Genomic DNA, 22,128 nt, shown 5'->3' on the forward strand with positions numbered 1-22,128 from the left:
TCCCCTCCAATATTTAACTTATTGTCCTTTTACTTTAATCTTTATGCTGTCATTTTCTATATCTATAACGCTAACGGTATCTCTAATTTTATTGTCAAAGAGCACTTTATCTACAAAATAAGGTTTTATTTCCTGCTGTACTATCCTCATGATCTCTCTTGCACCATATTCTAGTGACACGCCTTTTTGTGCCAACCATTTATAGCAATTATCTGTAACTGTTATTTTTATATTCTTAGTTAAAAGTTGCTTTTCAAATTCACCCATGGCTTTTTGCGCTACACGATATGCCATCTGTTCATTCATTCCATTAAAAAATATTATTTCATCCAATCTATTTCTAAATTCTGGAGAAAATACTCTATTTACTTCCTGAGAGATTGCATCATCTTTTACAATTCTATTTCCAAATCCCATAAGTGATTTTCCCAAATACCTGGCTCCTGCATTTGAAGTCATTATAAGTATTACATTTTTAAAATCAGTTTTTCTTCCAGTATTATCTGTAAGAGTAGCATAGTCCATAAGCTGCAGCATTATATTAAGTACATCTGGATGTGCCTTCTCTATTTCATCTAAAAGCAGCACGCAGTAAGGAGTTTTCCTTATAGTATCTGTTAGAAGTCCACCTTCTTCATATCCCACATATCCTGGTGGTGAGCCAATAAGCCTTGCCACTGTATGCTTTTCCTGATACTCGCTCATGTCAAATCTTATTAATGGAATATTTAAAGCATTTGAAAGCTGTTTACTTATTTCTGTCTTTCCCACACCCGTTGGCCCTACAAAAAGTAGATTTGCCACGGTTTTGTTGTCTTCGTTAAATCCAGCTCTAGACCTTTTAATTGCCCTTACTACAGCCTTAACAGCCTCATCCTGCCCGAATATCTTTTCTCTAAGAATATTATCTAAATTCTTAAGAACTTTTGTCTCATCCTGTGATAATGTTCTCTCTGGTATCTTTGCCATAGATGAAATTGTCTTCTCTATATGCTTTTTTTCAATAACTATTTGTTCTTCATCTTTTCCATGAAGTCTTGCATAGGCACCAGTTTCATCTATTACATCTATAGCTTTATCTGGCAAATACCTATCATTTATATATTTTATGGATAAATCTACTGCTGCTTTTAAGGCTTCATCTTCATAAACCACATTATGAAATTTTTCATATTGTCCTTTTATTCCTAAAAGTATATTATACGTATCTTCTGCAGTAGGCTCCGGTACTTCTATTTTTTGAAATCTTCTGGCAAGAGCCCTATCCTTCTCAAATATCTTTTTGTATTCGTCATAAGTAGTAGAACCTATAAATCTAATTTTTCCACTGGTCAAAAAAGGTTTTAAAATATTTGCAGCATCAAGAGACCCACCAGATACAGATCCTGCTCCTATTATAGTGTGTATTTCATCTATATATACTATAGCCTTATCTTCCTTTTCTATTTTCTTCAATATATTTTTTATTCTTTCTTCAAAATCTCCCCTGTACTTAGTGCCTGCTAAAATAGAACCCATATCCAGGGAATATATTTTACTGTCTTTTAAATTTTTAGGCACTTTGCCATCTGCAATCAGGTGCGCCAATCCTTCTGTAATAGCTGTCTTTCCAACCCCTGGATCTCCAACATGAATTGGATTGTTTTTGTTTCTTCTTGAAAGCACCTGAATTGTTCTACTAAGTATATCATCTCTGCCAATCAAAGGATCTATTTCACCATTTCTTGCTTTTTCAGTAAGTTCTACTGAGAAATCTGCTATTTGAAAAAATAAGGGCATATCCTGTTCGTCCGATGAGTATATAGCATCATCCTCAATATTATAATTAAACATATTTGCTGGAGTTCCATGAGTTATATAATTTAATATATCTATTCTCTTTATCCCTTGTTTTTTTAGGAAAAAGCTAGCAAAGCTTTGCTCTTCGTCATATATTGATATAAAAATATCTCCTAATTTTATTATTTCCTTTTCAGCTGCTAAAACATGTTCGCCTGCAGAAGTTATTATATTTTGCAAGCTTACAGTTTCTAGCGGCTCTTTTTTTTCTGTAACTTGTATATTATCACTAAAATACTGTAGCAAATCATTTTTTATATCCTGTACACTTCCGCCGCATCCTTCTACTATTTCCATTCCCTCCGGGAAAAATAAAGCAGCGTATAATAAATGTTCTGGTGTAAAATATTCATGCTTACAATATTTTGCTTCATTGTAAGCTGCAGTCATAATTTCATTTACTATTCTATCTAGTTTCATAATTATTCCTCTTCCATACTAAATTTTAGTGGGAACCCACTGCTCTCCGCCATCTTTACAGCTTGCATTATTTTAGTAGCAGCAATATCATAAACATATACGCCTGCTACTCCTATACCTCTTCTATGTACATCATACATTATTTTAGTAGCTTCTACAGCACTTTTTTCAAATATTTTCATTAAAACTTCAACTACAAATTCCATTGTAGTATAGTCATCATTGTGTATAATTACTTTATACATAGGAGGTGGTTTAATTTTCAATTGAGGCTTTTGCTTTAAAACAGTTTTTTGCGTCATTTTAACAACTCCATAGGTGTAAGACATTTTCAAAGAAATAACCAATTAGTATGCTATCCTATTTTTTCAAATGTCTAAATATATAATATATAAAATCATTTTAACATAATTTAATTTCAAAGTGTACAATAATGAATTGATATTACTGGAAAAGTAGATCACAGAAGCTTCAATTATACACATCTGGAAAGTAATTAATTACATGTATGTAAAAAAACATCCCCATAAGAAGGATGTTTTTATATGCTATTTTTTACTTTACAGGATAATAACTTCCCATATCAATATTAATAAGTTTCAAAGATGAATCCTTGTATTTATAAGATCCTTTGGCCCATCCAATCACATCTGCATGACAGCTTCCCGATATATCTTCATAAACCTTTAATTCATATACTCCATCACCATCTATGTCAGACACTGTAAATCTTGGTCCATGGCCTACGTATAGATCTAAACTTTCTCCATCCTTTTTAATATTTTGTATGCCTTCATCTCCTGTCAAATCCACAGAACAAGTCTTATCAAGAGATTTTGAATACATTTTTAATGTATCATATCCATCAAGGTTAAAAGAAAGGTCACTCTCAGGAAAAGGATTTAAACAATTTTCAGCACCATATTTTCCAAGTTCAACAAATTTATTATCTTTTAAAGTTTCTATATCACAAGTTTGTATATAACTATTTCCCCCATTTTCAACTACTGCTGTAATATCTGGGGTTCCATCTCCATTTATGTCTGCAAGTACGATATCCCCTTCCCCAGATGAAAAGTCTTTAATAGTCTTGGAATCAATTACTTTTCCATCTGAAGCATCCTGCACATATAATATTGGACTTAAATTATCACCTTTACAGGCTAATATAACATTCTCAGGTTTTCCATCATTATTTACATCAGCAGTTTTAAAATCAATTATTTTATTTCCTTGAAAATCTCCATCAAGATCTAATTTAGTACCATTAAAACTATTTTCTATGGAAGAATTTACAGAACCTTGCCCACCCAAAATATATAGGCTTGTGTATTTTGAATCATCTATGTATTTTTTTTGTACATTTGCATTTACTCCATCAGTTAAAACTATAGGTGCATTTAATTTTGAAGCAAGTGCACTACCAGATAGAGCATCTGGAAAATTTTCACCATTAGCTAAAATTACGCTTTTGGAATCCAAATTAAAATAGTTAGCTATTTTAATTGAGGTTTCATACCTATTACTGCCGCTAATTCTAACTAAATCATCGCTTTTTATATAAGCCATAGCATTTTTAAGCTGATCTTCAACTTGACTATCCAATACACCTGTTCCACCAACTATATAGATCTTAGATGGATTTATAGAAGTTATCTTCTGAATTATGCTATCTGGAATAGAATTAGATAAACTCATAAATATAGGATATCCTTTAGAAGCTGCTACACTTGATATACTAAGTGCATCTGGAAAATTTAATCCATTTACAAGCACTACAGGAGTACCTTTTGAAGGATTTATTTCATCAACTATGGAATTGTTGGTTTCAAATCTATTCTTTCCTCCAAGTCTTTTTATATTGTTAAAATCTAACTTATTCAAACAACTTATAACCTGTGGACTTACAGATGCATCTCCTCCTAAAACATATATAGTTCCATCTTTAGATACATGACTTTCTATATAACTTAAAGAGTCATACTGAGAAGGATCATTAACATCATCCATAAGCAAAATAGGTGCATTTAATTTTTTTGAAAGTACAGAACCTGCGAGAGCATCTGGAAAATCTTTTCCTGATGCCAATATCACATTTTTTACTTCCTTTGAATCAAATTGTCTGCTTATATTTGCAGAGGTTTCATACCTGTTAACACCATATATTCTAGAAATATTGTAATACTTTCCACTGTCCGCAAAAACATTGTGAAAAGATGATGCTATAATGGCACAGGTTAAAGCCATAGTTACTTTGATAAATTTTTTATTCATAATACTTGTCCCCTTTTGTATAATCTAAGTAAAAATATATGTATTATTTCATCTCCTCATATCTGACAATACATACATAAGTTCTTCTAAAATTTATTATATTATTTACATTTTACTATGAGATTAAATTAACTGTCAAATAAATGAACAATTTACTAAGTATATGTTTGCATAAAAGTATAAAACTAATATTGAAATGGAGGTGTTGCATTATGAGTAGAAGACCTTTAGTTCCAGAAGCAAAACCAAAACTGGATAAATTAAAAACAAAGTATTCAAATGAATTTAGCATGGAATTTAACGACAGCTATAAGGGAAACAATACTTCAAAATTAAATGGCCATAATGGCGGACTGGTTGGCGGCTTAATGACTAAAAAAATGGTAGAGGAATTTGAAAAAAATCTAATAGATAAGTAATTGTAAAAAACAGTTAGTATGCTTAGTGTTACTAACTGTTTTTCAAGTATCATATTTTCTAAAGTTTAAATTTAGTAACTTCTTTTTTCATATCATTGGTCATATCTGCCAAAGTATGTGCTGTTGCTGCTACTTCCTCAGTGGATGCATTCATTTCCTCAGACGATGCTGCTATCTCCTCTGATGAAGCTGAAACTTCTTGTGCAACAGAAGATATTTCTTCAACTTTACCTATTATTTCAGATTTTTCATTGTCAATATTTGCTGTTAAATTTGTGACCACATTAATTTTAGAATTAATTTTAGCTATTTCATTTACTATAAGCTTAAAGGAATCAATTGTAGTATTTACAATTAAAATTTGTGAATTTAACTCATTTTTTATATCTCCTGATGATTTAGCTATTACATCTGAATCACTTGATACATTACTTATCAATGTGCTTATATTCTTTGAAGATTCCGTTGTCTGCTCTGCCAATTCCCTAATTTCTTCTGCAACTACTGAAAAACCTTTACCTGCCTCTCCTGCCCTTGCTGCTTCAATTGCCGCATTCAATGCAAGAAGATTGGTCTGCTCTGCTATACTATTAATTAGATTTGTTATTTCATCTATCTGTTTTATATTTTGACCAAGGGTAGTAGTCTTTGATATAAAATCATTAAAAGAATCACTCAACTTATTCATAGACTGAGCAAGCTGTTCCATTTCAGTATTACTTTTTGCAGACATAGTATTTATACCCTTTGCATTAGAATCAACTTCTTTTATAGAAGCAATGATTTCAACTAGTTCGCTTCCAAATTTATTTAGTATATCTGTAATGTTTACTAAATTTTCTGCCTGAGAACTTGCACCCTTTGCAACATCCTGCATTGACGTTGCAACATCACTTGATGAAGCTGCTATTTCTTCTGATATTGAAGATAAATTGTCCGCATGACTGTTAATTTCTGAAGAGTTTGTACTAATAGTCTTTATCATACTTATAATTGATTCCTGCATTATTTTTACAGCTCTTGCTAGAGTACCAGTTTCATCCTCAAGTTCTAAATATTTAGGACTTATTTTTGAACTCAAATCACCAGAAGATATGGTCTCTAAATATTTAATTGCTGCAATAATATTTTTAATAACCTTTTGTGAAAACATAAATACAAAAATCAAACCTAAGATTATAAAAGCTATAGATGCTGCACCAACCCATAATTTTAAAGTGCTTGAATAACTTAATACTTCAGTTTTTGGCGAAGTAACTGCAATGGACCAATTAGTACCATTAACAGGTGCATATCCTAAATATTTTCTTACACCACCATAAGTATATTCTCCTACTCCAGACTCACCACTTATCATTTTTTTCTCAATATCTGCAAGAGGCTTTAATTTAGGATCTTTTTTAGCATCTTCATTAATATTGTCTCCTTTTAAAACCATTTGCTCATTTACATTGGCAACCGTCGTACCTTGCTTATTTATCATAAATGCTTGTCCACTTTTCCCAAAGGTAATATCTTTTGTTATATCACTTAATGCCTTACCATTCCTTACTGCAGTAATCACACCCACAATTTGATTTCCATTTTTTATAGGTGCAGCATATATTATAACCATAGCATTTTGTGTTTTACTTAAAACAGGATCAGATACATTTTTTTGGCCTCCTAGAGCCTTCTTAAAATAATCTCTATTTTTTATATTAGCTGTTTTACCATTAGTATTTATAGCATTTCCATCTTTATCTACAATATTCATCTCAATATGTCCGCTTCTTTTTACTTCTGCATCTAATATAACCTTTTTATTGTCCCATGAATTGTTCATATCACTTATCTGTGTTTGATTAGCTATAACTTCTAAAGCATTCAGCTGACTTTCCACTCTGCTGTGAACAGTTTTTGCAGACTCTTTTGCTATTTGAGGTAGAACTTCATTTACATTACCAATTAAGGCCTTTGACGAATTATAATATGAAATTGTTCCAAGACCAATACATATAATTGAAAGTAACAGTCCCATGGATAACATTAACTTAGTTTTAATACTTTTCATTTTGTATCCTCCTTTTGATAACCTTTACAAGAGTGGGTTTTATGATATATCTCTTATATTAATGATAACATAATTTGATAAATATTTGCACTATTTCCAACTTATTTCCCAAATTTAAACAAATTCAGTCAAACAATTAGCATAATATTACTTTGATTAGCTATAAAGTTTAATCATGCAAAGCAATGTAATATTGATATTGTCTTTATTTAGGACTATGATTATGTAATAATAATTATATTCTAAAATTGAAGGGAGATATTACATATGAAAAAAGTAATATTGTTAAGCGGAAGTCCAAATCCAGAAGGCAACACTATGCAAGTCCTTAAAGAATGTGCAAAAGTAATAGAGCAAAATGGAGTTTCAGCTGAAGTTGTATCCTTAGCTGGAATGAACTTAAAAGATTCCATGAACCCTCAAGGAGGCTATAATGATGGATTTGATGAAATAATTGAAAAAATAAAGTGTGCTAAGGGACTCATTGTAGCATCACCTGTTTATTGGGGAACTGCAAGAGCAGAGCTTATGACAGCACTTCAAAGAATAGCTATGGCATCTATGAAAGGTGGAAATTTCTTATCCAGAATGGTAGGAGGACCTATTGCTGTTGCAAGGCGTGCTGGCCAAACATCATCGATACAGGAAATGCTTATGTTCTATCTCTACAATGACATGATTATACCAGGCTCAACATACTGGAATGTAGTCTTCGGACAAAAACCTGGTGAAGCTTTAAAAGATGAAGAAGGAATGAGAACAGTAAAGAGATTTTCTGAAAATATAGCTTATTTGGTAAATAAATTGGATTAGTCCTATAGGAAATGAGCATGGATTTTTGTGCAGCAAACACAATCTATGCTCATTTCTCATTCTATAATTATATCGTTACATCCTCGCCTGCTTTATTTCCTACAATAAGAAGACATATTGCCATAATAATTAATCCCGCAAGTGGTATATTCCAGGAATGAAATAAATCAAATACACTTCCAATTATAAAAGGTCCAATAGCTGCCAGGGTATAGCCTAACGATTGTGCCATTCCTGATAATTTTGCTGCCTCCCCTGCCCCGCTGCTTCTAAGTCCAATAAAGGACATTGCAAGGCTAATGCAGCCTCCTGAACATAAACCGCATAGTAGAACAGAAACTGCAATAATCATAGTACTGTTTGCAATCAAAAACATGAATATACTAACTGCATAAATACAGGAAATGATACCTGTTACTAGCTTCTGATTTTTCCTTCTTACTGCTAGTAAAGGAACAACAAAGGATGCTGGAATCGCAATTATTTGATAAGCCGAAGCATAATATCCCGCAGTTTCAACATTAATTCCCTTTGCCTGTAAAATCGTAGGAAGCCAGGCCACAAAACAATAATACAAAAATGATTGTATTCCCATATACAGAGCAACATACCAGGCAATAGATGACTTGTACACATTTTTCTTAAGACTGTCATTTGCAAATTGATTTTTTCCTTTCAATTGTAAATTCCACTCAAAAATCCAGATTATCATAGTAGCGATTACAAGTATAAACCAAATTGCCAGTGCATTTCTCCAACCTAACCCTACATCTTTTGAAAGTGGCACACTAATTCCAGAAGATATACCTGCAAAAATAGACATTGAGGTAGTAAAAATGCCTGTTATCATTCCAATCTTTAAGGGGAACTCAGATTTTATAATACTTGGAATCATTACATTGCCCACTGCTATTCCTATACCAATAATGGCTGTTCCAATAAATAACCCTGCTGTCCCTGTAAAAGAACGAATCATAATTCCAGCTGCCAAAAAAATTAGTGCATAGAACATAAGGTGTCCTGAACCATATTTTTGACTTAGCCTGCTTACAAAAGGCGATACAACTGCAAATGCAATCAAAGGAATGGTTGTAATAATTCCTGATGAACTTGCAGAAAGATTTAACTGTGTTTTTATTATACTGATAAGTGAACCAACTCCAGTAATAGGTGATCGCAGATTAAATGCCATAAATATAATTGCAATAATTAGTAAAGTTTTATTTTTTCCATTCATTTTAAAATTCTCCTTATCGTATTTTTAACTTGAAAAGAGTATTTATTATTCTTTTTTATATTCTAATAAATCTGCAGGCTGACAGCTGAGTTCACGACAAATTGCCTCGAGTGTTGAAAATCTTATTGCCTTTGCTTTGTTATTCTTGAGTATTGACAAATTGGCATTAGTAATTCCTACCCTATTTGCAAGTTCTGAAAGAGAAATTTTATTTTTCGCCATCACTACATCTAAATTAACTATAATTGCCATAATCTATCCCACCTAAATAGTTAAGTCATTTTCATTTTTTATTTTTACTGCTTTCCTGAGCACCTCCCCAATAACGAGAGAAATACATGCTATTATTATAAATACAAAAATATCGGGTTTCAAATTTCCATCGTCCCCAAATCTAAACAGCATTCCATCAAGCCTAAATGGCGGTTCACAATATGCATTTATTATACTATTTACTTCATATACAATACCCCCGAGGAAAACATACATACCTATTTTAGTAAATCCATCTGCATTTTCAATAATAAATATCTTATCTTTTTTAATTCTCTCTATTACATTCTTTAACTCATAAAGTATAAGGCTAGTTAATGCTAATTCCAACTCCAAAAAAATCAAATGTTTTATAGGAATATTAAAAGGTAGTGCTAAAAAAAATGGAAATATTAACATACTACTTAAACTCATTACAAAGAAAATATTTAGAATCACATTTAAAAAGCTTATTATAAAGTTTTTTTCTCCATTAAATCTAACAATAAGTTTTCCCATTAAATTTATTCTTTTACAAAACATATTATATTCATCCCTCCAATTATCATATATTTCTTAAATTACACAGTCTATTCTTCTCCTGTCTGTTCAATTGTTTTTACTTCTCTATTAAGCTTTTGAATTACTATAGAAGCCTGTTTTTTTAAAGCATCTGTCTTGTATACAGTACCTATACAACTTTTTTCATAATTAATCCTCTTTTTATATTTTATTGTATTATATATCAATTTAAATTGAATTTCAATATTTTTTTATTGTTTTTCAATATAAGATTATTGTATTTTAATATATGCTTAATTATAGAATTGTGATAATATATAATATATACAAAATAAGACTATAATCTAATTAACTAAGATGGAGAAATTTGATGAGTAAAAATTTAAATTTTATATTAAAGAGTGTTATTATTTATATTGTTTTAGGATTTTCATTTAGCACTGCAAATGAAATAGCTATAAAGTATGTTTATTGGGGAAATGTACTGGTAGTTATAGGTTTCATGTGCATATTTGATAGGTTGGTTAGACATGATAAACAAAAAAACATAAAAATTTTCAAACATGTAAATATAGTATACTTGTTTTTGTTTATATCATTTGTCACAGTTATATTATATGATTTATTTCATATTTTTTAAATATTGAGAATTATAGGTGGATACCCTCACCTGTAATTTTTTTAATTATGAATTAAACATTTAATTAATATCTACTGTGAATAAATTAACATTTACACCCAAGTTATGATAAAATTATATATTATAATTTCAAAATAAACATAACTATAACTAGCATAAAGTTATTTATGATATACAAAGGAAGGTAATCTAATAATGTTTAAATCATCTACTCATAATGAAATAATCAATAGGTCTCTTAATAGATGCATTAAATATCATATGGAAAAAGGTATCCCAAGACCTAAACGAAATCTTAACCGTAAAGAATTGGACAATTTAATAAAAGAAAACAACTATATTATGAAAATAGCAAGACCATTTATGGAAATACTTTATGATTTTCTAAATGGGTCAGGTTTTTCATTATATCTTACAGACAAAAATGGAATTATATTAACTATTATAGGTGACAAAGATATATTGACAGAACAAGCAAAAGCTGGAATTGTAGAAGGTGCTGATATGAGTGAAAAAAGTGCAGGTACAAATGCAATAGGAACTGCTCTTTTTGAAAATTTGTCAGTTCAAATTTCAGGTAAAGAACACTTTATAAATATTTTTCAGATTTGTACCTGCTCTGCATCTGTCATACACAACGAACAAGGAAATATAATCGGATGTCTAAATCTAACTGGGAAACGTCAATTGGCTCATCCACATACATTAGGTCTCGTTGTAGCAGCAGTAAAATCCATTGAAAATCATTTAAAATTAAATAAATCTCAAAATGAATTATTTAAAGCTTATCAATACTTAAACAAAATCACGAATTCTGTGGATTTTGGAGTTTTAGCTATAGATACCAACGGAACAGTTAAAATTATAAATGACAGTGGTTGCAACATGCTTTGCATAAATCATAAAGACATTATAAATAAAAGTGTAGATAAAGTCTTATTTAACTGGCAACATATACTTAATGAACTTAAATCAGGAAATGTATATGAAGATAAAGAAACTTTATATTCTGATAAAAAGAAACGATTTAATTTAAATGTATATCCTGTAAAAGATAAAAATAATACTGTAACTGGAATGGTAGTTATATTCAAAGACATACAAAATGTATATAACTTGGTTAATAAGTACACAAGTGGGTCTGCTACTTACACATTTGATGATATAATTGGCAGCAGTGAAAAAATGATAAATTTGAAGAAACAGTTAAAAAACATATCTAACAGCCCTTCCACTGTACTAATTCAAGGTGAAAGCGGTACAGGAAAAGAACTTATTGCACAGTCCATCCACAATGACAGCAATAGAAAAAACAACAGTTTTATAGCAATAAACTGCGGTGCCATACCCAAAAATTTAATAGAAAGTGAATTGTTCGGATATGAAGATGGATCATTCACAGGTGCAAAACATGGAGGCCGTGCAGGAAAATTTGAACTTGCAAATGGTGGTACTTTATTTTTGGATGAAATTGGGGAAATGCCTTTAGATATGCAAGTAAACCTCTTAAGAGTCCTTCAGGAAAACTGTATCACAAGAATAGGCGGGAACAGATGTGTAAAAATAGATATAAGAGTCATTGCCGCTACTAATAAAAATTTGAGGGAAGAAATACACAAAGGAACTTTTCGTGAAGATTTATACTATAGACTAAATGTAATACCTATATATGTACCTCCACTGCGGGAAAGAGATATGGATATTAAAATACTGATAAACTATTTTTTAAAGATAAAAGCTTTTAAGCTTAAAAAACCCATTCCAATAATAAGACCTGATATATATCAAAAGCTCTTAAATTATAATTGGCCCGGAAATGTGAGAGAATTAGAAAATTGCATTGAAAATATCGTAAATATGAATGGAAATACATCTTTTAATTTTGAAAATAGTATTTCAGTAAATAGCCAAACTAATCCTTGTACTACAAAATTTGAATACGATATATGTTCATTAAAGGACTTGGAAAAAGAAGCAATAATAAATTGTATGAATAATTGTAATGGTAACATTGCAAAAGCTTCTAAACTTCTGGGGATAAATAGAAGCACATTGTACACAAAGATAAAAAAATATCAAATTAATTTTTCTTAAAGTGTATGTAAACACAACTTTGTTGTAAAAAACAACATTATTTTCTTGAAAAATGTTGTTTTTTACGGCATTTTTGAATTATCTATATTAACTTTATAAACCCTAGCCCCCTAAATTCAACATTTTCATGATAAAAAATATACTGGCACAACATTTGCTTATATATTTAATAGATATTTAAAAATACCATTTTATTTACTAAAATTTTTAAATTTAATTTATTAGGAGGTTCTATTATGAAAGGTTTTGCAATGTTAGGTATTAACAAATTAGGATGGATTGAAAAGAAAAACCCAGTACCAGGTCCTTATGATGCTATTATACATCCTCTAGCTGTATCCCCATGTACATCAGATATACATACGGTTTTTGAAGGAGCACTTGGTAATAGAGAAAATATGATTTTAGGTCACGAAGCTGTAGGTGAAATAGCTGAAGTCGGAAGCGAAGTTAAAGATTTTAAAGTTGGGGATAGAGTTATAGTACCATGCACAACACCTGACTGGAGATCCTTAGAAGTCCAAGCTGGTTTTCAGCAGCATTCAAATGGTATGCTTGCAGGATGGAAGTTTTCCAATTTTAAAGACGGCGTATTTGCAGATTACTTTCATGTAAACGATGCAGATATGAATCTTGCAATACTTCCAGATGAAATATCTTTAGAAAGCGCAGTTATGATGACAGACATGATGACTACTGGTTTTCATGGTGCAGAACTTGCAGACATAAAAATGGGTTCCAGTGTTGTAGTAATTGGTATAGGAGCCGTTGGATTAATGGGAATAGCCGGTTCAAAACTTCGAGGAGCAGGCAGAATTATCGGTGTTGGAAGTAGACCTGTTTGTGTTGAAACAGCTAAATTTTATGGAGCAACTGATATTGTAAATTATAAAAATGGTGATATAGTTGAACAAATAATGGACTTAACTCATGGTAAAGGTGTAGACCGTGTAATCATGGCAGGCGGTGGTGCTGAAACACTGGCGCAAGCAGTAACTATGGTTAAACCTGGCGGCGTAATTTCTAATATCAACTACCATGGAAGCGGTGATACTTTGCCAATACCTCGTGTTCAATGGGGCTGCGGCATGGCTCACAAAACTATAAGAGGAGGGTTATGTCCCGGTGGACGTCTTAGAATGGAAATGCTAAGAGACCTTGTTCTATATAAACGTGTTGATTTGAGCAAACTTGTTACTCATGTATTTGATGGTGCAGAAAATATTGAAAAGGCTCTTTTGCTTATGAAAAACAAGCCAAAAGATTTAATTAAATCAGTAGTTACATTCTAAAAATTCATAAATATGAAAGAACTGTCGCATTAAAAAATGCGGCAGTTTTTTACCTAAAACAATGGTAGTGATCGGATAAACTTATAAATCTTTCTAATTACCAATTTAAAATTTAATTAATATATACTATGGGTAAGTCAACATATACACCTAATTTATGATAAAATTATATATTATAATTTCAAAATAAACATAACTATAATAATACCCTAAGATAAATCTATTTATCTGATGGCTACCTACTGTAACACTCCCACGCACTCTGTGAAAGCGACTATCACCAAATCAAAGATTTGAGATATCTGCTTTTCTATCAAAGTGGGAGATAACAGTAGCTACGCCCCTAGATAATTCATCTAAACTTAGTGGGAGAAACAAAACTCTAAAGAGAAAGCGACTATCATCAAATCAAAGATTTGAGATATCTGCTTTTCCCACTAAGTAAGATTCATTGATATAAAAAGGAAGGTAATCTAATAATGTTTAAACCATTTACTCATAGTGAAATAGTCAGTAGGTCTCTTAATAGATGTATTAAATACCATATAGAAAAAGGTATACCAAAACCTAAACGAACACTTAGCCGCAGAGAATTCGACAACTTAATAAAAGAAAACATGGATATTATAAAAATAGCAAAACCATTTATGGAAATACTTTATGATTTTTTAAGTGGGTCAGGTTTCTCATTATATCTCACAGACAAAAATGGAATTGTATTGACTATCATAGGTGACAAAGATATTGTAATAGAACAAGCAAAAGCTGGAATAGCAGAAGGTGTTGATTTGAGTGAAAAAAGTGCTGGTACAAATGCAGCAGGGACTGCTCTTTTTGAAAATTTGTCGGTTCAACTTTCAGGCAAAGAACATTTTATAAATACTTTTCAGATTTATACCTGCTGTGCGTCTGTCATACATGATGAAAACGGAGACATAATTGGATGTCTAACTTTAACTGGAAAACGTCAATTGGCTCATCCCCATACATTGGGTCTTGTTGTATCAGCAGTAAAGTCCATTGAAAATCACTTAAAATTAAATAAGTCTCAAAATGAATTATTTAAAGCATACCAATACTTAAATAAAATCATGAATTCCATGGATTTTGGAATTTTTGCTGTAGATAATAGCGGAATAGTCAAGGCTATAAATAACAGTGCTTGTAGTCTCCTCGGCATAAACCAAAAAGATATTATAGATAAAAATGTTCATAAAGTTTTACATAACTGGCAGTATATACTTGATGAACTCAAATCAGGGAATGTATATACGGATAAGGAAATTTTATATTCGGATGATAAGAAAAGGTTTAATTTAAATGTATATCCTATAAAAGATAAAAGTAATATTGTAACTGGTATGGTAGTTATATTTAAAGATATACAAAATGTATATAACTTGGTTAACAAATATACAAGTGGATCTGCTGCTTACACATTTGATGATATAATTGGTGACAGCGAAAAAATGATAAATTTAAAAGAACAATTAAAAAATATATCTAACAGTCCTTCCACTGTACTAATTCAAGGTGAAAGTGGTACAGGAAAAGAACTTATTGCGCAGTCAATTCACAATGACAGTAATAGAAAAAACAAAAGTTTTATAGCAATAAACTGCGGTGCCATACCAAAAAATCTAATAGAAAGTGAATTGTTCGGATATGAAGATGGATCATTTACAGGTGCAAAACGTGGAGGACGTGCAGGAAAATTTGAACTTGCAAATGGTGGTACTTTATTTTTAGATGAAATTGGGGAAATGCCTTTAGATATGCAAGTAAATCTCTTAAGGGTTCTCCAGGACAACTGCATTACGAGAATAGGTGGAAATAAATGCATCAAAATAGATGTAAGAATTATAGCCGCTACCAACAAAAATTTAAGACAAAAGATAAAGAAAGGAACTTTTCGCGAAGACTTATACTACAGACTAAATGTAATACCTATATATGTACCGCCACTGCGGGAAAGAGGTATGGATATTAAAGTACTAATAAACTATTTTTTAAAGATAAAAGCTTTTAAACTAAAAAAACCCATTCCAACAGTAAGACCTGATATATATCAAAAGCTTTTAAACCATAATTGGCCCGGAAATGTGAGAGAATTAGAAAATTGTATTGAAAACATCGTAAATATGAATGGGAATACCTCTTTTGACTTTCAAAATAATCTTTCAGTAAATAAGCAAACTAGTCCTTGTGCTACAAACCTTGCCTATGATATGTGCTCATTAGAAGAATGGGAAAAAAAAGCAATAATAAATTGTATAAATAATTGTAATCATAATATGTCAAAAGCTTCTAAAATTTTAGAAATAAATAGAAGTACTTTGTATAAAAAGATAAAAAAATATCAAATTAATTTTTCTTAAAGTGTGTACAAAAGCAACACTGTTGTAAAAAGCAACAATATTTTAAAGGAAATTGTTGCTTTTTACAACAGTCTTTCAAAAAGGTAACTAAACTCTATAAAATATCCATCTATATTCAATCTTTTCATGATAAAAAATATACTGGCACAATACTTGCTTATATATTTAATTAAATATAAACCAAAAATTTAATTACCCCAATAATTAAATTCTAAAAAAGTAATATAACTTAATAATAAGGAGGACAAAAATGGGAAGATTTACTTTACCTAGGGATATTTACTTTGGTGAAAATGCCTTAGAAAACTTAAAAAATTTAGATGGAAATAAAGCAGTAGTTGTTGTAGGCGGAGGATCTATGAAGAGATTTGGATTCTTAGCCAAAGTTGAAGAATACTTAAAAGAAGCTGGTATGGAAGTTAAATTAATAGAAGGTGTTGAGCCTGACCCATCTGTTGATACTGTTATGAATGGTGCTAAAGTAATGAGAGACTTTAACCCAGACTGGATAGTATCAATAGGTGGAGGCTCTCCCATAGATGCTGCCAAAGCAATGTGGATATTTTACGAATACCCCGACTTTACATTTGAAAAAGCGGTAGTCCCTTTCGGAATTCCTAAATTAAGGCAAAAGGCACAATTTGTTGCTATACCTTCTACAAGTGGAACAGCAACTGAAGTAACATCATTTTCTGTAATAACAGACTATAAAGCTAAAATAAAATATCCTCTTGCAGATTTTAACCTTACCCCTGATATAGCTATAATAGATCCGTCTCTTGCGGAAACAATGCCTAAAAAGCTTACAGCACACACTGGAATGGATGCACTTACTCACGCAATTGAAGCATATGTAGCAAGTTTACATTCAGATTTCTCAGATCCACTTGCTATGCATGCTATAACCATGATTCATAAATATTTATTGAAATCCTATGAAGAGGATAAAGAAGCCAGGGGCCATATGCATATAGCCCAATGTCTGGCTGGAATGGCATTTTCAAATGCACTCCTTGGAATAACTCATAGTATAGCACATAAAACTGGTGCAGTATTTCACATACCTCATGGGTGTGCTAATGCCATATACTTACCTTATGTTATAGATTTTAACAAGAAAGCTTGTTCAGAAAGATATGCTAAAATAGCTAAAAAACTCCATCTATCAGGAAATAATGAAGATGAATTAATAGATTCATTAACAGAAATGATTCGTACTATGAACAAAGAGATGGATATTCCTCTCACCATAAAAGATTATGGTATAAACGAAAACGATTTTAATGAAAACCTGGATTTTATAGCTCACAATGCTATGATGGATGCCTGCACTGGAGCCAATCCTAGAGCAATAACTGAGGAAGAAATGAAAAAGCTATTGCAGTATATGTATAATGGGCAAAAGGTTAATTTCTAGTTTAAACATTAATGTATTTATATTTAGGAAAATGTACACAAACTAAAGCAAAATACTCCCCTTAGAGTAGACAGCCCCAATCTGTTTAGGGAGCATCCATAGATTTGTGTAAAATAGAATAGACGGGATAAAATTTATTTGGAAATTACTATAGGATTAAATTCCTGTAGTAATTTTTATTTTTTAGGAAATAACTAATAATAGTGTGATTTAGCTTTCTAATAATAGTATTGTTAGCAATAATACTATTATTATTCATCTTTATACAAAATAGTACAGGCTTTATCTTTATATATATGGCTCTATTCTATCTTTAAACATTATGGTTAATTGAGCCAGTGTATTTGCCCAGTTTGAAGAAGGTGCCGTCCATTTAAGCATTATCTGCTCGGTTGCCAGGTATAGAGCTTTTAGAAGGGAATCGTCTGTAGGAAATACCGTCCTTACCTTAGTGAATTTCCTAAGTTGTCTGTTGAAACCTTCCAGAGCATTAGTTGTATATATTATTTTTCTTATATCTTGAGGGAAATCAAAATATGTAGATAGATTTTCCCAGTTATTTTGCCATGACTGTATAACTATAGGATACTTATCTCCCCATTTATCATTCAGTGATTGTAATGCCTGACTTGCCATTGTTTCATTAACTGCCTTATATACTTCTTTTAAATCCTTCATAAAAGCCTTAACATTCTTTGAAGGTATATATTTTATAGAATTTCTTATCTGGTGTATTATACAATTCTGTATGTTAACTTCAGGAAAAACTACTTTGATTGCATCTGGAAGCCCTTTAAGTCCGTCCATACAGGCTATTAAAATATCTTTAACACCCCTGTTTTTAAGATCATTGCATACAGATAACCAGTATTTTGCTCCTTCCTGTTCGCCAACCCATATTCCAAGTATGTCTTTATGGCCTTTTACATCAAGTGCCATACAAACATAGGCAGCTTTATTTACAATTCTATGTTCATCTCTGACTTTAAAATACAAGGCATCCATATATACTATAGGATACATTGGATCAAGAGCTCTATTTTGCCATGCTAGGGCTGTATCCATAACCTTATCTGTAATTTTGGATATCATTGCAGGGGATATATCTACTCCGTAAAGTTCATCTATCTCTGATTTTATATCATCTACAGACATACCACGTGCATATAAACCTATAACTTTCTTATCAAGTTCGTTGCAAACAGTTTCATATTTCTTGACTATCTTAGGTTCGAACTCAGACTTTCTATCCCTTGGTACATCTACTTTAACCGGGCCAAAACTGGTCCTAATATTTTTAGAACTATATCCATTTCTATAGTTTTTATCTTCGTCAGACAGCCTTGTATATTTTTCTCTTCCGAGGTGTTCTTCCATTTCTGCTTCTAAAAACTGCTGTATTATGCCTCCAAATAACCTTTGCATAAGTCCATTTTTACCTACTAAGTCCTCCATACTATTACACTTCTTTAATTCCTTTTTTAAATCAATGTCTGGTACTTCCAGTATATTCATATTTAGATCTCCTCTCAAAAATTATTTATACTTATTATTACCACTATTACCAGTTCTACATACATAAAAAGAACGTACATAGATTTGATTTACACAAATCTATGTACGTTCTCTCTGTTTATACTAAGGGGAGTATTTTTATGCTTGCTCTATGGAAACAACTTCATAACCTGCATCTTCAATAGCAGATTTTATATCAGCATCTTTAATTTCGCCACTAAATTCAACTAAAGCTGTTTTAGAGTCTAAATCAACAGATACATTGGATGCACCTTTAATTTCCTCCAATGCTGTTTTTACATGATTAACACAGTGTCCACAGCTCATTCCTTCAACGATTATCTTCTTTTTCATAATTTATTCCACCCTTCATTTTATAAATGTTTATTTATATTGATGGCTTAAAGCCTTTCAATCTTAAAGCATTACTTAAAACTGATACAGAACTTAAACTCATGGCAAGAGCTGCTATCATTGGGTTTAAAAGTGGTCCCCCGAATATGTGAAGCACTCCCATAGCTACCGGAATTCCTAAACTATTATAGCCAAAAGCCCAGAACAAGTTTTCCTTTATATTTTTTATTGTTTTCTTGCTTAAATCTATAGCTGTGACTACATCCATTAAATCACTTCTCATTAGAACTATATCTGCAGATTCCATGGCTACATCCGTACCAGACCCTATAGCTATACCTATATCAGCCTGTGCTAAGGCTGGCGCATCATTTATACCATCTCCAACCATGGCAACTTTCTTGTTTTCACTTTGAAGTTTTTTAACTTCCTTCGCCTTATCTTGTGGTAAAACTTCTGCAAGTATTCTATCTATTCCAACCTGTTTAGCTATAGCGTCAGCAGTTTTCTTGTTATCTCCAGTTATCATTGCCACTTCAATTCCCATAGAATGAAGTTTATCTATAGCCCTCTTACTGTGTTCTTTAACTGTATCCGCTACAGCAATTACACCAATTGCCTTATTTTTAACAGCAACATACATTGGAGTTTTGCCTTCATCTGCTAAAACTTGTGATTTTTCCTCTAATTTTTCTAAGGAGATATTACTTTCAACCATAAGTTTTCTATTACCAAGCAATATTTTACTGTTTTCTATATTAACTTCTATTCCATGACCTGGTACAGCTTTAAATGAATCCAATTTTTTTAATTCAATTTTTCTATTTTCAGCTTCTTTGACTATTGCTTCTCCCAAAGGATGCTCTGATGATTTTTCACCTGAAGCTGCTAATTGCAGCAAATAGTTTTCATCTATATCTGGAATTGTAACTATATCTGTAACCTTTGGATTACCTTCAGTTATAGTTCCAGTTTTATCAAATACTATAGTTTGAATTCTATGTGCTGTTTCCAGTGCAGTACCACTTTTTATAAGCACTCCATATTCAGCACCTTTTCCGGTACCAACCATAATAGCAGTTGGTGTTGCCAATCCTAAAGCACAAGGACACGCAATTACTAACACTGATATAAATATGGTAAGTGAAAATACTCCTGTTTCACCATGTATGTACCAAGCTAAAGCACCAATTGTAGCTAATGCCATTACTACCGGTACAAAGTATCCTGATATAACATCTGCTAATTTTGCAATAGGAGCCTTTGACCCCTGAGCTTCCTCTACTAATTTAATAATCTGCGCCAGTGCTGTATCCTTGCCAACTCTTGTAGCTCTATACCTAATAGAACCATTTTTATTTATGCTTGCTCCAATAACCTTATCGGAAGGATTTTTTTCTACAGGTATACTTTCACCTGTAAGCATGGATTCATCTACTGAAGTAATTCCCTCTGTAACCTCTCCATCTACAGGTATTTTTTCACCAGGTTTTACTACAATTATATCTCCAACTTCAACTTCATCTATGGAAATTTCTATTTCTTTATTTTCTCTAATTATAGTAGCAGTTTTTGGTGCAAGCCCCATAAGCTTTTTTATAGCTTCTGAAGTTTTTCCTTTAGCAACAGATTCCAGATATTTACCTAATGTAATAAGAGTAAGTATTGTACCCGCTGATTCAAAATATAAATGATAGTTTGTGTTTCCTATAAAAATTTCATATACTGCAAAAACACTATAGATAAAAGCAGCAGATGAACCTATTGCTATAAGTGAATCCATATTGGGACTTCTTCTAAATAATGATTTAAATCCAACAGTAAAATACTTTCTACCAACAATCATTATAGGTAATACTAAAAGTAACTGTATTATTGAAAAAAACTGCGGATGATTCATTGGGTCTATAGCCTGTGGAAGCATATATCCTAATTTTTCACTAATCATTGGTACCATAGCTATTATAAGTAATGGAACTGCAAATACAGCAGATATTACAAATCTATTCCATAACGACTTTATTTCTCTTTCTTTTTTCCCCCTATCTGTATCTACAGATATTTCTTCTTCTAAAGCTTTATATCCTGCCTTTTCTATTGCCTTTTTTATATCTTGAACATTAACTTTTGAAGCATCAAATGCTATACTTAGCTTTTCTGTAGCAATATTTACATTTGCTTCATATACGCCTTCTAGTTTTTTTGAAACCCTTTCTACTGCTTTAGCACAAGCTGCACAGGTCATTCCTTCTATTTTCAAAACTTTATTTGTAGTGTCAATTAAAGCCTTATAGCCAGCTTTATCTATTGCACACTGTATGTCTGGAACATTAACCTTTGACTCATCAAAACTTACACTCAATTTTTCCGTTGCCAAATTAACATTAGCATCTAACACACCATCTAGTTTTTTTGAAGCTCTTTCCACTGCTTTAACACAAGCTGCACAAGTCATTCCTTCTATTTTTAATGTCCTTTTTGTCATTGCTCCTTCCTCCTTCTGTTCTGATATATAACTTTAAAACTACTATTTATATTTTGAACTTTTACATTCAATATTATATTTACCCCCCGCCTGAGGGGTGGTATTTCATTATAAGTTATCATTT

At 31.5% G+C, this 22,128-nt stretch carries 18 protein-coding genes; 7 read left to right on the forward strand and 11 right to left on the reverse strand.

Annotation, left to right across the window (positions count from 1 at the left end):
• Window positions 1–18: 18 nt before the first annotated feature.
• From clpA to DMR38_RS12790, 3 genes are all read right to left on the reverse strand, one after another.
• Window positions 19–2,259: an ATP-dependent Clp protease ATP-binding subunit ClpA gene (clpA, locus tag DMR38_RS12780; protein WP_127721682.1), complete on the reverse strand. Its 2,241-nt coding sequence runs from the start codon at window positions 2,257–2,259 to the stop codon at window positions 19–21.
• Window positions 2,260–2,261: 2 nt separating this feature from the next.
• Complete coding sequence (gene clpS / locus DMR38_RS12785) at window positions 2,262–2,561, reverse strand: ATP-dependent Clp protease adapter ClpS (protein WP_127721683.1); 300 nt, start codon at window positions 2,559–2,561, stop codon at window positions 2,262–2,264.
• 253 nt (window positions 2,562–2,814) lie between these two features.
• On the reverse strand, window positions 2,815–4,533 hold the full coding sequence (locus tag DMR38_RS12790) for a cell wall-binding repeat-containing protein (RefSeq protein ID WP_127721684.1): 1,719 nt from the start codon (window positions 4,531–4,533) through the stop codon (window positions 2,815–2,817).
• A gap of 212 nt (window positions 4,534–4,745) precedes the next feature.
• On the opposite strand from DMR38_RS12790, the gene DMR38_RS12795 reads away from it, so the two are divergent.
• A complete protein-coding gene (locus tag DMR38_RS12795) occupies window positions 4,746–4,952 on the forward strand; it encodes an alpha/beta-type small acid-soluble spore protein (protein ID WP_127721685.1) in 207 nt (68 codons plus the stop codon).
• Window positions 4,953–5,010: 58 nt separating this feature from the next.
• On the opposite strand, the gene DMR38_RS12800 is transcribed toward DMR38_RS12795, so the two are convergent.
• A complete protein-coding gene (locus tag DMR38_RS12800; RefSeq protein ID WP_127721686.1) occupies window positions 5,011–7,005 on the reverse strand; it encodes a methyl-accepting chemotaxis protein in 1,995 nt (664 codons plus the stop codon).
• Window positions 7,006–7,272: 267 nt separating this feature from the next.
• Here DMR38_RS12800 and DMR38_RS12805 point away from each other — a divergent pair, with 267 nt between their 5' ends.
• Window positions 7,273–7,818 (forward strand): flavodoxin family protein, encoded by a 546-nt coding sequence (locus tag DMR38_RS12805; RefSeq protein WP_127721687.1) that lies wholly within the window; start codon window positions 7,273–7,275, stop codon window positions 7,816–7,818.
• Between the two features lie 67 nt (window positions 7,819–7,885).
• On the opposite strand, the gene DMR38_RS12810 is transcribed toward DMR38_RS12805, so the two are convergent.
• The 4 genes from DMR38_RS12810 to DMR38_RS21870 form a co-directional block, all read right to left on the reverse strand.
• Entirely contained in the window at window positions 7,886–9,055 is a 1,170-nt protein-coding gene (locus DMR38_RS12810; RefSeq protein WP_127721688.1) for an MFS transporter, read from the reverse strand.
• 45 nt (window positions 9,056–9,100) lie between these two features.
• Window positions 9,101–9,307 carry a helix-turn-helix transcriptional regulator gene (locus tag DMR38_RS12815; RefSeq protein WP_063556455.1) on the reverse strand — a complete coding sequence of 69 codons (207 nt, stop codon included), beginning with the start codon at window positions 9,305–9,307 and terminating at the stop codon, window positions 9,101–9,103.
• A 12-nt stretch (window positions 9,308–9,319) separates the two neighbouring features.
• The gene (locus tag DMR38_RS12820) at window positions 9,320–9,826 is read right to left on the reverse strand and encodes a DUF2975 domain-containing protein (protein ID WP_175413004.1); all 507 of its coding nucleotides are present in this window, start codon (window positions 9,824–9,826) and stop codon (window positions 9,320–9,322) included.
• A gap of 71 nt (window positions 9,827–9,897) precedes the next feature.
• Complete coding sequence (locus DMR38_RS21870; protein WP_175413005.1) at window positions 9,898–10,056, reverse strand: hypothetical protein; 159 nt, start codon at window positions 10,054–10,056, stop codon at window positions 9,898–9,900.
• Window positions 10,057–10,199: 143 nt separating this feature from the next.
• Here DMR38_RS21870 and DMR38_RS12825 point away from each other — a divergent pair, with 143 nt between their 5' ends.
• The 5 genes from DMR38_RS12825 (at window position 10,200) to DMR38_RS12845 (ending at window position 17,650) form a co-directional block, all read left to right on the forward strand.
• Window positions 10,200–10,469, forward strand: a complete 270-nt coding sequence (locus tag DMR38_RS12825) for a hypothetical protein (RefSeq protein ID WP_127721690.1) — start codon at window positions 10,200–10,202, stop codon at window positions 10,467–10,469.
• Between the two features lie 195 nt (window positions 10,470–10,664).
• Complete coding sequence (locus DMR38_RS12830; RefSeq protein ID WP_127721691.1) at window positions 10,665–12,563, forward strand: sigma 54-interacting transcriptional regulator; 1,899 nt, start codon at window positions 10,665–10,667, stop codon at window positions 12,561–12,563.
• Between the two features lie 236 nt (window positions 12,564–12,799).
• Entirely contained in the window at window positions 12,800–13,855 is a 1,056-nt protein-coding gene (locus DMR38_RS12835) for an NAD(P)-dependent alcohol dehydrogenase (RefSeq protein ID WP_127721692.1), read from the forward strand.
• Between the two features lie 479 nt (window positions 13,856–14,334).
• Window positions 14,335–16,233, forward strand: a complete 1,899-nt coding sequence (locus DMR38_RS12840) for a sigma 54-interacting transcriptional regulator (protein WP_127721693.1) — start codon at window positions 14,335–14,337, stop codon at window positions 16,231–16,233.
• Window positions 16,234–16,483: 250 nt separating this feature from the next.
• On the forward strand, window positions 16,484–17,650 hold the full coding sequence (locus DMR38_RS12845; RefSeq protein WP_127721694.1) for an iron-containing alcohol dehydrogenase: 1,167 nt from the start codon (window positions 16,484–16,486) through the stop codon (window positions 17,648–17,650).
• A 288-nt stretch (window positions 17,651–17,938) separates the two neighbouring features.
• Here the strand turns inward: DMR38_RS12845 and DMR38_RS12850 are convergent, their stop codons facing one another.
• The 3 genes from DMR38_RS12850 to DMR38_RS12860 all read right to left on the reverse strand — a co-directional run bounded on the left by DMR38_RS12850 (window position 17,939) and on the right by DMR38_RS12860 (window position 22,004).
• Window positions 17,939–19,165, reverse strand: coding sequence for an IS256 family transposase (locus DMR38_RS12850; protein ID WP_127720047.1), 1,227 nt, complete (start codon window positions 19,163–19,165; stop codon window positions 17,939–17,941).
• A gap of 138 nt (window positions 19,166–19,303) precedes the next feature.
• Window positions 19,304–19,519, reverse strand: coding sequence for a copper ion binding protein (locus DMR38_RS12855; RefSeq protein ID WP_127721695.1), 216 nt, complete (start codon window positions 19,517–19,519; stop codon window positions 19,304–19,306).
• Between the two features lie 34 nt (window positions 19,520–19,553).
• Entirely contained in the window at window positions 19,554–22,004 is a 2,451-nt protein-coding gene (locus DMR38_RS12860) for a heavy metal translocating P-type ATPase (protein WP_127721696.1), read from the reverse strand.
• Window positions 22,005–22,128 lie beyond the last annotated feature (124 nt).

The sequence above is a fragment of the Clostridium sp. AWRP genome, assembly GCF_004006395.2.
Taxonomy (GTDB): Bacteria; Bacillota; Clostridia; order Clostridiales; family Clostridiaceae; genus Clostridium_B.

Bases quoted from the DNA above. Each gene is read 5' to 3' on its own strand.
- DMR38_RS12850 (WP_127720047.1), bottom strand. From the start codon at position 19,165: ATGAATATACTGGAAGTACCAGACATTGATTTAAAAAAGGAATTAAAG.
- DMR38_RS12790 (WP_127721684.1), bottom strand. From the start codon at position 4,533: ATGAATAAAAAATTTATCAAAGTAACTATGGCTTTAACCTGTGCCATT.
- DMR38_RS12860 (WP_127721696.1), bottom strand. From the start codon at position 22,004: ATGACAAAAAGGACATTAAAAATAGAAGGAATGACTTGTGCAGCTTGT.
- DMR38_RS12825 (WP_127721690.1), top strand. From the start codon at position 10,200: ATGAGTAAAAATTTAAATTTTATATTAAAGAGTGTTATTATTTATATT.
- DMR38_RS12830 (WP_127721691.1), top strand. From the start codon at position 10,665: ATGTTTAAATCATCTACTCATAATGAAATAATCAATAGGTCTCTTAAT.
- DMR38_RS12855 (WP_127721695.1), bottom strand. From the start codon at position 19,519: ATGAAAAAGAAGATAATCGTTGAAGGAATGAGCTGTGGACACTGTGTT.
- DMR38_RS12815 (WP_063556455.1), bottom strand. From the start codon at position 9,307: ATGGCAATTATAGTTAATTTAGATGTAGTGATGGCGAAAAATAAAATT.
- DMR38_RS12810 (WP_127721688.1), bottom strand. From the start codon at position 9,055: ATGAATGGAAAAAATAAAACTTTACTAATTATTGCAATTATATTTATG.
- DMR38_RS12805 (WP_127721687.1), top strand. From the start codon at position 7,273: ATGAAAAAAGTAATATTGTTAAGCGGAAGTCCAAATCCAGAAGGCAAC.
- clpS (WP_127721683.1), bottom strand. From the start codon at position 2,561: ATGACGCAAAAAACTGTTTTAAAGCAAAAGCCTCAATTGAAAATTAAA.
- clpA (WP_127721682.1), bottom strand. From the start codon at position 2,259: ATGAAACTAGATAGAATAGTAAATGAAATTATGACTGCAGCTTACAAT.
- DMR38_RS12840 (WP_127721693.1), top strand. From the start codon at position 14,335: ATGTTTAAACCATTTACTCATAGTGAAATAGTCAGTAGGTCTCTTAAT.
- DMR38_RS12820 (WP_175413004.1), bottom strand. From the start codon at position 9,826: ATGGGAAAACTTATTGTTAGATTTAATGGAGAAAAAAACTTTATAATA.
- DMR38_RS12835 (WP_127721692.1), top strand. From the start codon at position 12,800: ATGAAAGGTTTTGCAATGTTAGGTATTAACAAATTAGGATGGATTGAA.
- DMR38_RS12800 (WP_127721686.1), bottom strand. From the start codon at position 7,005: ATGAAAAGTATTAAAACTAAGTTAATGTTATCCATGGGACTGTTACTT.
- DMR38_RS12845 (WP_127721694.1), top strand. From the start codon at position 16,484: ATGGGAAGATTTACTTTACCTAGGGATATTTACTTTGGTGAAAATGCC.
- DMR38_RS12795 (WP_127721685.1), top strand. From the start codon at position 4,746: ATGAGTAGAAGACCTTTAGTTCCAGAAGCAAAACCAAAACTGGATAAA.